The organism is Streptomyces sp. NPDC052236, assembly GCF_044548015.1.
GTDB lineage: Bacteria > Actinomycetota > Actinomycetes > Streptomycetales > Streptomycetaceae > Streptomyces.
In genome coordinates this window covers 1-12,002 of record NZ_JBIUBL010000063.1, presented here as the reverse complement: position 1 = coordinate 12,002, position 12,002 = coordinate 1, and the positions used below count along the sequence as shown (strand labels likewise).

Genomic DNA, 12,002 nt, shown 5'->3' with positions numbered 1-12,002 from the left:
TAACGCTCGGGCACATCGCGCCACGGGCTCCCGGTGCGGAACCGCCACATCACCGCGTTCAGGCGCATTCGCAGGTCAGGGATCGGCCCGCGCTCACCCAACGGCAAGTGCGGCTCGATCAACTCCCACTCGGAATCAGTCAGATCACCACGCGTCACCCGATACATCTACCGCTTCGCGGCCATCCAACGGGCCGAATTGACAGAAGAGTGATCTGAACCTGGAACAGGCCCTAGTAGGAGGCGAGCCTGCCGGTCAGTTTCCTTTCCCAGAACACTTCATCGCGCCATGCGCCGTCGGCGTAGAAGTGGTCATGGGCGATGCCCCAGGAACTGAATCCGTGCTTGCGGAGGATCGCCTGAGACGCGAGGTTCTCCAGTTGGGTGTGTGCCTCCAGTCGATGCAGGTTCAGCTCGTCTTCGGCGATTCGCAGCGCGAGGCCGACGGCACGGCTCGTGTGCCCGAGTCCCTGGTAGAGAGAAGAGACCCAGTAGCCGAGGAATCCCTTCTGGAACGGGCCGCGCAGGATGGAGCTGATGTTGACTTGCCCGATGACGGTCTCGTCGGAGACCACGACGCCGGGCCACGCGAGCCCCTGGTCGTGGGAGGCCAGAAGGGATTCGATGACCGAGGCTTGCCCGTCGGGCGTGTAGAACTCTGCGGGCCTCGCGGGCAGCCAGCGCGCATACGCCAGCTTGTCCCGGGAGAGCAGGCCGGCGAGTGCGGGGCCGTCGGAGGGCTCAATCAAGCGAATCAACGTGGAGCTCACGGGTGTTCTGCTTGTCCTGTCAGCTGCGGAAGTCGGTCGGTTGCGCGGGAGTTTACAGGCGGGATGGGGAGCGTCCGAAGCCGGTGGTCTTGCCGCACCTGATGTGGTCCTCGACGGTGGCGTGTCCACGGTGGCGGATCTCCAGGAACTGGGCCGAGCCGCCGCCGGAGTACGGGGTGTCGGTGAGGAAGACATGGTGCCGCAGGCCCTCAGCGGACTTCAACTGTTCGCCGGTCTCACCGGCACGGGGACGTGCGGGTGACGCTCCTGTCACGCCTGCGCTGGCACGGTGTGTGGGGGTGTCCTGGGACACCGAGTTCTTGGCGCCGCCGCTGTGTCGTGGAGGGGATGGCGTTCGATGCCCGTGCCGAAGACGCTCGCCCTGCGGCCGGCGGTGTCGACGAGTGTGCCCGCGCGGGTGAAGGAGCGGCCGGAGGCGCCCGGTCCCGTACGTCCTCCGGGAGCGCCGTCGAACGCGGTGGTGGGCGCGGTGCTGGCGGGCGGACAAGGGCCGGGTCCGGTTCCGCCGTTGCCGGGACGGATGCCGCCCGGGGCGCAGGACATGGTGGGCAACGGCGCTGTCGCGGCGGCAGCGACACAAGCAGGCACGACGCAGGCGGAGACGACGGAAGCGGCCCCGGCGGCTGCCGCGCAGGAGACCACGGCCCGGCCCGGGCCGGATGCGGATCCGAAGTTCGCGGTGTTGAAGAAGGATGTGGGGCGTAAGAAGCGGACGTTGGCCGCGTCCCACCCTCCGCCGAAGTCGGAGGCGGTCGCGGCGCAGGACGCGGCGGTGCCACCGAAGGACGATGAGGAGGCGCAGGGCAAGACCGCGAACGCGGAGAAGATGAACGAGGCCAAGCCGAAGGAGTTCGACAAGGACGCGTTCATCGCGGCGGTCGAGAAGGCGATCGCCGCCAAGGCGCCGAAGAACCTGGATGAGGCGGACAAGTTCGCCGAGTCGGGCAAGGCCGAGGAGGTCCAGGCGGAGGTGCGCGGTCAGGTGGGTCAGGGCAAGGCGGGCTCGGCCGAGGAGATCGCCACCACGACCGCTGCCCCGCCCGACACATCGGCTGCGGTGTCCAAGAAGGTTGTTCCGCTGACCGGCGACCGGCCGCCCGCGACGCCCGGCACCCCCAACCCGGCCAGTGCCGTGCCGGACAAGCTGCCGGCTTCGGCCACGGACCTGTCCGCAGGCCCGGCTCAGGTCGAGGCGCAGATGTCGGCTGCGCAGGTGACCGAGCCGCAGTTGAAGAAGTCCAACGAGCCCACGTTCACCCAAGCGCTGGGTGAGAAGAAGACCGCCGAACGCCACTCCGCCACGGCACCCGGCAAGATGCGTAAGCATGAGGCGCACGAGCTGCGCACCACCACCGCGCAGGCCAAGCGGCTCGGCACTGCCGCGATGGGGGCGATGGGCGCCCAGCGGGTGCGGACCGGGCAGCAGGTCGGTACGGGCAAAACCGGTGCCAAGAGCCGGGACGAGGAGAAGCGGGCGCAGGTCACCGCGCTCCTGCAAGGCGTCTTCGACACGATGAAGAAGGACGTCGAGACGATCCTCGACGGCCTGGACAAGCTGGTCGACGACCAGTTCACCCGGGGCGAGAAACTGGCGCGCGATGCCTTCACCGCCGAACACGAGCGGAAAATGGAGGAGTACAAGGACCGCCGCTACTCGGGCGTGCTCGGCAAGGGGCGGTGGGTGCGCGACCTGTTCGCCGGGCTGCCCGCCGAGGCCGACAAGATCTTCGATGAAGCCCGGGCCGGCTACATCCGGCAGATGCGCCAAGTCATCTCCGATGTCGCGACCACCATCGGCGCGGAGCTGAACCGGGCCAAGCGCCGTATCGCCCAGGGCCGCGCCGAACTGAACACCGCCGTCAGTAAACTCCCCGCCGACCTGCGCACCATCGGGCGTGAGGCGGCCGCCGAGTTCAGCGACAAGTTCGATGAACTCACTCAGTCGGTGGATGACAAGGGCACCGCCCTGGTCGACACGCTGGCCACCAAATACACCGACGCCCTCAAATCCGTCGACGACGAGATCGCGGCGGAGAAGGAGAAGAACAAGGGCCTGGTCGCCAAGGCCGTCGACGCGGTGAAGGCCGTCATCAACACCATCCTGGAGCTCAAACGCCTCCTCCTCGCCGTCCTCGCCAAAGCGGGGCAGGCGGTCCTGCTGATCCTCAAGGATCCCATCGGGTTCCTGGGCAACCTCGTCAGAGCGGTCGGTACGGGCCTGCGGCAGTTCCTGCGCAATATCGGCCGCCACCTGCAACAGGGCATCATGTCCTGGCTCCTGGGGCGAACCACCGAGGCAGGGCTGCAACTCCCCGCGAAGTTCGACACCCAGGGCATCGTGACGATGCTCGCCTCCCTGCTCGGCGTGACCTGGAACAACATCCGCACCCGCCTCACCCGCAGAGTCCCCGACCAGGCCGTCGCGGCGGCCGAGACGGCGGTGCCCCTGGTCGCCCAGGTCCGCAAACAGGGCGTCGCGGGCATGTGGGAGGACCTCAAGACCCGTGTCGGGGACCTGCGCAAGGACCTGCTCGACAAGGTCATCGCCTATGTGACCCCCACCATCATCCAGGCCGGGATCATGTGGGTACTCTCCCTCCTCAACCCCGCCTCCGCGTTCGTCCGCGCGGTCAAGCTGATCATCGACATCGTCACGTTCATCGTGACCCAGGCCCGCCAGATCTTCGAGTTCGTCAATGCCGTACTCGACGCGGTCATCGCCATCGCCCGAGGCGGCAGCGGCGGCGCCCCGGCCCTCATCGAACGCGCCCTCGCCCGCTCCATCCCCGTACTCCTCGGCTTTCTCGCCGCCGTCCTCGGTATCGGCGGCATCGCCGCCAAAGTCAAACAAATCGTCCAGGCCCTCACCAAACCCGTCAACCGCGCCATCGACTGGGTCATCGACAAAATCGTCGGCCTCGTCAAAAAACTCTGGGCCAAAATCAAACCCAAACCGAAGCCCAAATCGAAACCCAAGGCCAAGCCGAAAACCGGGGCAGCGCCCAGACCCAAACGCCGCCCCGGCAGTCGCCGCAGGCCGCGGCGCAAAGACCGGCCCGACCCCAGAAAGAAGGGCCCGAAGAAGGACGAGACAAAGCAGGACGCGAAGCGGCGTGAGCTCATGGAGGCCCTGCACGAGGCCGGCCGACTGGCCAAGCGGACGGGGGATCAGGACGAGGTACAGCACGGGCTTTCCGGCATCAAGACCCGGCATCACCTGTCGGGACTGACCATGTCCGTCCGCGTCCAGGCCAGTGAGCAGTTGCTGTTCCGGTTCGACGGCGCGATCAACCCCCGTGCCACATTCGAACAACTCGCGGTCAACAAGTACCTGCACGACGCGATCAAGACCTACGGGAACGACCCGTCGAAGTACCCACACCTGCTGTTCGCCGTTGACGACATGCCCGGCGCCACCGCCGGCCGCGTGGTGCCCGGCCTGCAGACGACACTCGGCCTGAGCGCCGCCCAGGCGCGCAAGTACGCCGCCGAGTGGGTCCGGATGGGCCTGCTCACCGCGACACGCACCTCGCACGGCCGGACGGTCTACAGCTTCGTCCCGCTGCCGACCCCGGCCGATCTGCTGGTGCCGGAGGACCATCCCGAGTACGGGAAGTGGACGGCCGGCAGCGCGCGGGTTCCGATCCCGAGCGCCGAGGCCAGGCGGCTCTGGTACCTGATCATCGAAGGGCTCCGGGACAACAAGCCCGACAACTTCGAGACCGTGGCCGCGACCTTGATGCGAAGCATGCGGATACGCGCCGGCCGGGGAGCGCTCTGGTCGAGGGGCGAGGATCTCAGCGACTACGCCAGGAGCCTGGGGTACACCACCCTGGAGGCGCAGAACTTCTACCGAGCCACCCAGGGGCTGACCCTGGTCAACGATTGGCCGACCGTCCGCCCGGTCTGGGTGGCGTTCTCCAGGCGCTATGCCGGGCAGCTGCGCAACGAGATCCACATCTTCATGCGGCGGTTCGCCACCGGCTCTGTACTGGTCGACATCGAGCTGCCGGCGGTGGCCGCGACGGTAAGCGCGGGTGCAACCATCGAGCTGAAGTTCCACGCCATGGAGTGGGGAGACGACCCCAGTCATATCCTGGACGATCCGGTACCCGGATACTGGCGGGAGTTGAACGCCAGGGGCCGCCCCCTGTCCAAGGGAGCCCAATTGGTGCAGGACCAGAGCGCGGCTGCCGGTGCGGCCGCGATCGCGGAGCAGCGTTTCCTGGACAGCCAGGCGGCGAAGAGAGCGAGAGGCGGGCCGTGAGGTGAGTCGTGGTCCGGAGCGGTCTCCGTGGTTCGAGATCTTCCTGTCGGGGGTGAACGCGCCGTTCGGGTCCACGCGTGACGATCTTGACGGGTATCGCGGCATCGGGGCACTGTCCCGGCTGACCGGAGCCGAGCGGACCGAGGCCGAGGACATCCTCATCGGCAAGCTGGCCGGGGACGACGGCCGGGCGGCGACCGCCCTCGCCGAGGCCGGCTGTGTCCGTGCCGTTCCGGCGCTCGTCGAGCGGGCCGCCGACTCACGGTCGCCCACCATGAGGGTCTTCGCGGCCCGCGCCCTGCTGAGGTTGGGCGACCACTCGGGGCGGGCCGCCGTCGCCGCATTGCTGCGTACCCGTGCGGGCGGCCCGAGCGACCGTTCCTCCGCGGTCAGGCTGCTGGCTGAGTTCCCCGACCCGGACAAGAACCTCATGCTGCACACGGCGCTGACCGACCCGGACCGGATCGTCAGGAACGAGGCGATAACGGCCCTGCTCACTGCCCACGGCCTGGGCGGCGACGAGACACGATCGGGCGAGGTGCTGCGGGGAATCGGCGGCCGGATGCTGTCGTCGCTCGCGTCCGTGCGGGATGAGGCGCTGGCCGAGCTGCGGACCGTACTGGCCAGGTGGGAGGCCGGTGAAACCGCGGAGCAACTGGGCCTGACGTGGCACGCCGACCGGCAGGCGGAGCCGCTGAAGAGCTTCATCATCAGCCTGGACAGCGAGGAGCCCGAGTGGGCGCGGGACTACGCCCTCGACGGGGTGGCCGAGCTGACCGGCCGCGAACGCGCTCTGGTGGAGAACCTGGTGCTGCTCCGCCTCGACCTGGACCGGCGGGCGGTACGGGCAGCGGCCCGTCTCGGTGTCGGCCGGGCCGTCGAGCCGCTGCGCGAACTGCTCCGGTCCGCCGCCCCCGATACGGAGGCGGACGTCCTGACCGCCCTTCGCGACCTCACGCAAGACTGACCCTGTGTTTTGTTTCGGGGCCAGCTGGGACGAGATTCCACACGGCTGGAAGACTCTCACCCTTCTGAGGTTCGAGCCGGAGGTTCCCTCGCTGATCAGCGACCTGCCAGAGGCTTCCAGTTGGTACGAGCATCCCATCTCTGTCTACACCATCATTTCGAAGGCCAGGTCATCAGAGTCGAACTGATCAAGCACGCCGACTACGGACGAGCCGCGACTTCCGCCGAAACTTGAATCCTCCTCAGAAGCTGAGCACAGCGCGTCACAAGATCAGCGGAAGAGTCTGTTCATCCGTACGAGCTCGTAACACGATCTTGTTGAAACGTCCTGGCTAGCCGTGACCGGTGTGAGGATTCGGCTTTTCGCGTTGATGTTCCTACTCCGTCGTGGACCGGGGACGACACTTGTGGGCGCTGGAGCCGGTGTTGCCACCCCAGCCGGAGCGGTTGCTGGTCCCTCGCATACCGGCTCCGTCTCGGAGGAGTGCCCGGTAGCACGTGACGGCCCGGCTGCGTCGGGCATCCGGGTTGGTCGCGGAAGGCTTGTTGTATTGGAACGCGCCGGGTCAGGGCGGCCGGGACGGGGCTCAGCTGTCGAGCCAGCCGGGGTTGACCATGCCGTACTCGTAAGCCATGACCACGACCTGTGACCTGTCGCGAGCGCCCATCTTGGTCATGATGCGGCTGACGTGCGTCTTCGCTGTCAGCGGTGAGACGACGAGGCTGGTTGCGATCTCGTTGTTGGTGCATCCGGCAGCGACCAGACGCATGACCTGGCGTTCGCGGTCGGTGAGCACGTCCAGGCGGGTGTCGGTCTCGGTGCTTCTGGCTCCTCTCTTCGCGAATTCCGCGATGAGCCGACGGGTCACCGAAGGGCTGATGAGGGCGTCCCCCCGGTAAGCGACCCGCACAGCGTGCAGGAGTTCAACCGGCTCGGTGTCCTTGACCAGGAAGCCCGCCGCTCCGGCGCGCAGTGCCCCGTAGACGTATTCGTCCAGGTCGAACGTTGTCAGCATGATCACTTTCACCGATGTCAGGTGCTCGTCGGCCGCGATCTCCCGGGCCGCCTGCAGTCCGTCGGTGCCCGGCATGCGAATGTCCATCAGCACCACGTCCGGGTGCTGTTCGCGGCAGGCCGAGATCGCCGCTTGTCCGTCGGCGGCCTCGGCGACGACTTCGAAGTCGCTCTCGTCCTCCAGAATCGAGCGGATTCCGGCCCGAACGAGCCGCTGGTCGTCCGCCAGGAGGATCCGGATCATCGTGTGCTCCGCTCCGTCGCAGTCTTGTTGTCGCTGAGGGGAAGTTCGGCGTGCACGGCGAATCCGCCCTGGGGACGCGGTGCTGCGGTAAGGGCTCCGCCCAGGGCCCGCGCTCGCTCGGTCATACCGGCGATGCCGCTTGCCCCGTGTCCGGCCGGGCCGGGCGGTGCTCCGTGTCCGTCGTCCTCGATGCTCAGCCTGAGCTGGGCGTCATCGCGGTGGAGCCGAATGACGACGTGGCGCGCGCCGCTGTGCTTCGCGGCGTTGGTGAGTGACTCCTGGACGATGCGATAGGCGGCCAGGTCGACGGTGGCCGGCAAGAGATCGTGTGCCCCTGACTTCTTTACCGTGACCGTCATCTCCGCCAGCGCGGACGACGCGATGAGTTCTTCCAGCCGTGCCAGGCCCGCGGTCGGGGCTGTAGGGGCCCCCTCGTCGACCTGGCGCAGCACTCCGAGGGTCCTGCGCAGCTCCCTCAAGCCTTCCCGGCTGCCGGCCTTGATGGCGGCGAGGGCCGATTCCGCCTGGGCCGGGTCCTTCTCCAGCCGGTGGAGGGCGGCCGATGCCTGAATATTGATCATGGACATGTTGTGTCCCACCACGTCGTGGAGCTCGCGGGCGATCCGCAACCGTTCCTGCGTGGCGCGCAATGCGGCCTCTTCCTCGGCGTAGGCCATCCGGCCGTGCCACATGGCTCCCAGGGCGACGACGGCGATCAGCCAGCCGGTGAGCATGAACACGGCCGTACCGTTGACGTCGCCGGTCCCCGCCAGTGCTCCGGCTCCGACTCCGATGACCATCACCGCGGCCATGGTGACGGCCGCCTGAAGGCGCCCGCTGGAGGCCAGCCCGTACAGGGCCGCGATCGGTACCAGGACCAACGGGCCGTCGACGGTGCTCAGCAGGTAGTAGGTACCGGTGCCCACCACTGTGCACCAGCCCACCGCGACCGGGTGCCGCTGCCTGAGCAGAAGCGCCCCGCATACGGCCATGGCCAGCAGCCAGGACGCGACCAGAGCGGGGGTTGTCCGCCCGCCAGGGCCCAGGCGCTGCCCCTCGGCGATACCCACGAGTGCGAGCACGGTCAGCGCCAGCGCGTGTTCGGCCCGTAGGCCGCCGGGCAGGCGCCGGCGCAAGGGATCGAAGGGAGGCATGCGGCCATTCTGCCTGCAAGGACGCCGCAGGCAGACGCTGTGTCTGGTTCGTTCCCGGAGAGCCTTCCGGGGGCGGACACGTGGCCGTGTCGCCTGCTCCCACTGGGGTAGGGCTGCGGATTTCGTACTGCCAGTGGGGTACGAGCAGTGTCAGCCGTGGGCCGACGCCCTGGTCAGCGGCCGCGGGGCACGATTAAGGGCATGTCTTCGTCCACCTCCTCCGCGCGGTTCGGCGCCGCCGTCGTCGGCGCGCTCGTGGGTACTGCTGCCGGAATCCTGCTGGTCACCGCTGCGGGAACGTTCTCGATCACGGTCAGCGGCCCGTTCCGCCGCCCTGGCGATCACTGCGCCCGCGCTGGTCGGCGCGGTGGTGGGCACGACGGTGACGTCAGGTATCACTCGCTCGAATTCGAGGTAGCAACGTGTCTTCTCCCCGCGGCTCAGCCGCGCCCCTCGCCCCGCCCTTGCTGGACCCGACCGACTCCGCGCGTATCGGCCGGTTCGGCGCCCTGGCCGGTTGGGCGCAGCGTCACCGCTGGGCCGCCATCGTGCTCTGGATGACCGTCGTGGCCGCCATCACCCTGGGCTCCAGCGCCGCGGGCTCCGCCTACAAGAACGACTTCACGCTGCCGGGAACCGACTCCCAGGCCGCGACCGACCTGTTCAAGAAGCACGGCAGCGACCAGGCCGGTGACAGTGTCGAGATCGTCTTCAAGGACACCAGCGGCGTCAAGGACTCCCAGGCCGCCATCGAGCCGATGCTCGACAAGGTCAAGCAGATGGCGGGCGTCGCCGACGTACGCAGCCCCTTCGCCGACAGCTCGGCCGTGTCGAAGGACGGCACGATCGCGTACGCGTCGGTGACGCTGGACGGCAAGGTCGAGGACGTCCCGAAGGAGGACGTCGCCAAGATCATCAATGTCGCTCAGGGCATCAGCTCCGATGACCTCCAGGTCGAGGTCGGCGGAGAGGCCGCGCGCAACGCCCAGGACAAGGCCGGCCCGACAGCGGAACTCGTCGGCATCGTGGCCGCGTTGGTCATCCTCGTCCTGCTCTTCGGCTCACTGCTGGCGGCCTGCCTCCCGCTGATCACCGCACTCTTCGCGGTCGGCGGCGCCATCGGCGTGGTCGCACTGGCCTCACACATCTTCACCGTCGCCGACTTCACCCCGCCCATCCTCATGCTCGTGGGGCTCGGAGTCGGCGTCGACTACGCCCTGCTGATCTTCTACCGCTACCGCCAGGAACTCGTGGGCGGCGCCCAGCCGGACGAAGCCAACCGCAAGGCCCTGGACTCCGCCGGCCGCACCGTCTTCTTCGCCGGCTGCACCGTCATCGTCGCCCTGCTGGGCCTGGTCGCCCTCGGTCTCGGCTCCCTCCAGGGCATCGCCCTGGCCGTGGCGATCACCGTGCTGATCACCATGGCTGCCTCCCTGGTGCTGCTGCCCGCACTGCTCGCCCTGTTCGGTCAACGCCTCCAGCGCCATGTGCTCAAGCAGACGGCCAGGACCGCCCAGAAGGGCAGGACCGAAGGCGACCGCTGGCGCGCCCTGGCCCGTGCCGTGCAGCGCCGCCCGATCCCGACGATGCTCGTCGGTGTCATCGCCCTCCTGGCCCTGTCTGCTCCGGCGATCGGCATGCGTCTGGGCTTCGCCGACTCCGGCAACGACCCCGAGGAGACCACCTCACGCCAGGCGTACAGCCTGCTCGCCGAAGGCTTCGGTCCCGGCTTCAACGGCCCGCTGATCGTGTTGGTCAAGGGCGACCAGGCAGCCGGGGAGGCCGTCCAGGCCGAGCTGGCCAAGACCGACGGCGTCGCCGCGGCCAGTCCGGCACTCCCTTCCGAGGACGGCGAACTGTCCACCGTCTTCGTCTACCCGACGACATCACCTCAAGATGAGGGCACCGTCGACCTCGTACACCACCTGCGCGAGGACATCGCCCCGCCGCTGGAACGCGACACCAGCGCCGAAGTCTTGGTCGGCGGCTCGACAGCCGCCTCCCAGGACGTCTCCGAGACCCTCGCCAACCGGCTGCCACTCTTCGTGGCCGTCGTCGTCGGGGTCTCCTCACTGCTGCTCCTGTTGGTGTTCCGTTCCATCTGGATTCCCGTCAAGGCGGCCATCCTCAACCTGCTGTCCATCTCCGCCGCGCTCGGCGTGATCACCCTGGTGTTCCAGCACGGATGGTTCGGCGCGGAGTCGGGCCCGATCGAAGCCTTCATCCCCGCGCTGATCTTCGCCATCGTGTTCGGTCTCTCCATGGACTACGAGGTCTTCCTTGTCTCGCGCATCCACGAGGAATGGACCCGCACCAAGGACCACTCCCTGTCGGTACAGGAGGGCGTGGCCTCCACCGGCAAGGTCATCACGGCGGCCGCGGCCATCATGATGTTCGTCTTCGGCGCGTTCGTGCTCAGCTCGGACCGCATGCTCCAGCAGTTCGGCCTCGGCCTGGCCGTGGCCATCTTCCTCGACGCCGTCGTCATCCGTTGCCTCATCGTTCCCGCCGTCATGCAGAAGCTCGGCAAATGGGCATGGTGGCTGCCCGCGCCGCTCGCCAGGAAACTGCCGAAGATGTCCATCGAATAACCCGGACACAGCAGGCAAACCATCAGTCGCAGACCGGCATACGCCACACACGCCCGCTCTGACCGACGACCGCCATGCTCGGATGTGCCGGGCCGCGAAACTGAGCCGGGCGCGACCGGGCGGCGGTCTTCTCCAGCCACTCGGCGGGGGTGGACCCGACAGTTGCCGGATGGGCGCGGGGCGGCCGGGCTTCCAGGCTGGAGGCATGACACACCGTGCGCGACACAAGGAGCCCGACACTTCCCTCGAGTCATCGGCCGGAGCGCGAGGCCGGGATGTCATGCCTGGCGGGGGCAAGTTTCTGGAGTTCCTCGGCGTGACGCTGGCGGCGGGCGCCTTCGTCCTGTTCGTCGTGCGTCCTGAGGTCTCCGGTGCGTTGGTGCACGCTCTCTCCGCGAGGGCGTCCGCATTCGTCCCCTGAGCTGACGCATGCTCACGCCCTGGTGCGCGGACCGCTGATGCGGTGTTCGGCAGACTGCAGAAGAGAGGAATTTCGTGAACACCGCATCCGCCCCGACGGCGGATGAAACGTCCCTGTCCGCCCGAGAGACGGTCAAGGCACTGTGCGCTTATGTCCGGCCGCACCGGTGGGCCGTCGCTCTCGGCCTGCTGTGCGCCCTGGTCGGGGCCGCCGGGGGACTGCTGCAGCCGCTGGCTACGAAGACCCTGGTGGACCGGCTCGCGACAGGTGAGACCATCGCCGGCATCCTGATCGCGAGGTGGGCCGGTATTCGGCGGAAGTCCGCACGACCCTGCTGGACGGCAGGACACACCCCGCCGTCTGGCGGGCGGACGAGCGGAACTGCGGGTCGTGACAGGAGGTTTGGACGTCACCGACGTGCATGTCCAGCCACCACCACGGCATTTTGCATCACGGCCGCCTAGGGCCTGTTCCAGGTTCAGATCATGTTGTGGGGCGGAGGCTGCGGAGCCAGATGACCGCTCCGCGGAGGTGGAGTCCCGCGAGGTAGCTGG

General features: G+C 68.1%; 9 protein-coding genes and 1 pseudogene. 5 read left to right on the top strand and 5 right to left on the bottom strand.

Annotation, left to right across the window (positions count from 1 at the left end; genetic code table 11):
- The 3 genes from ACIHCQ_RS44025 to ACIHCQ_RS44015 form a co-directional block, all read right to left on the bottom strand.
- A partial coding sequence (locus ACIHCQ_RS44025; protein WP_399674246.1) for a transposase occupies positions 1 to 167 on the bottom strand: 167 nt, incomplete at its 3' end.
- Between the two features lie 65 nt (positions 168 to 232).
- Entirely contained in the window at positions 233 to 748 is a 516-nt protein-coding gene (locus ACIHCQ_RS44020) for a GNAT family N-acetyltransferase (protein WP_399674891.1), read from the bottom strand.
- Between the two features lie 73 nt (positions 749 to 821).
- Positions 822 to 1,043, bottom strand: coding sequence for a hypothetical protein (locus ACIHCQ_RS44015; protein ID WP_399674889.1), 222 nt, complete (start codon positions 1,041 to 1,043; stop codon positions 822 to 824).
- An 84-nt stretch (positions 1,044 to 1,127) separates the two neighbouring features.
- Here ACIHCQ_RS44015 and ACIHCQ_RS44010 point away from each other — a divergent pair, with 84 nt between their 5' ends.
- Entirely contained in the window at positions 1,128 to 5,057 is a 3,930-nt protein-coding gene (locus ACIHCQ_RS44010; protein WP_399674887.1) for an HPC2 multi-domain protein, read from the top strand.
- Between the two features lies 1 nt (position 5,058).
- Complete coding sequence (locus ACIHCQ_RS44005) at positions 5,059 to 6,024, top strand: HEAT repeat domain-containing protein (RefSeq protein ID WP_399674885.1); 966 nt, start codon at positions 5,059 to 5,061, stop codon at positions 6,022 to 6,024.
- Between the two features lie 586 nt (positions 6,025 to 6,610).
- Here the strand turns inward: ACIHCQ_RS44005 and ACIHCQ_RS44000 are convergent.
- Positions 6,611 to 7,282, bottom strand: coding sequence for a response regulator (locus ACIHCQ_RS44000; protein ID WP_399674883.1), 672 nt, complete (start codon positions 7,280 to 7,282; stop codon positions 6,611 to 6,613).
- Positions 7,279 to 8,436 carry a sensor histidine kinase gene (locus ACIHCQ_RS43995; RefSeq protein WP_399674881.1) on the bottom strand — a complete coding sequence of 386 codons (1,158 nt, stop codon included), beginning with the start codon at positions 8,434 to 8,436 and terminating at the stop codon, positions 7,279 to 7,281. Before ACIHCQ_RS43995 ends, ACIHCQ_RS44000 begins: the two co-directional genes overlap by 4 nt.
- Positions 8,437 to 8,858: 422 nt before the next feature.
- Between ACIHCQ_RS43995 and ACIHCQ_RS43990 the strand changes: the two genes are divergently transcribed.
- From ACIHCQ_RS43990 to ACIHCQ_RS43980, 3 genes and pseudogenes are all read left to right on the top strand, one after another.
- Positions 8,859 to 11,027: an MMPL family transporter gene (locus ACIHCQ_RS43990; protein WP_399674879.1), complete on the top strand. Its 2,169-nt coding sequence runs from the start codon at positions 8,859 to 8,861 to the stop codon at positions 11,025 to 11,027.
- Positions 11,028 to 11,307: 280 nt separating this feature from the next.
- Positions 11,308 to 11,448 carry a hypothetical protein gene (locus tag ACIHCQ_RS43985; protein WP_399674877.1) on the top strand — a complete coding sequence of 47 codons (141 nt, stop codon included), beginning with the start codon at positions 11,308 to 11,310 and terminating at the stop codon, positions 11,446 to 11,448.
- A 74-nt stretch (positions 11,449 to 11,522) separates the two neighbouring features.
- A pseudogene (locus tag ACIHCQ_RS43980) lies at positions 11,523 to 11,744 on the top strand (ABC transporter ATP-binding protein); the annotation flags it as partial.
- Positions 11,745 to 12,002 lie beyond the last annotated feature (258 nt).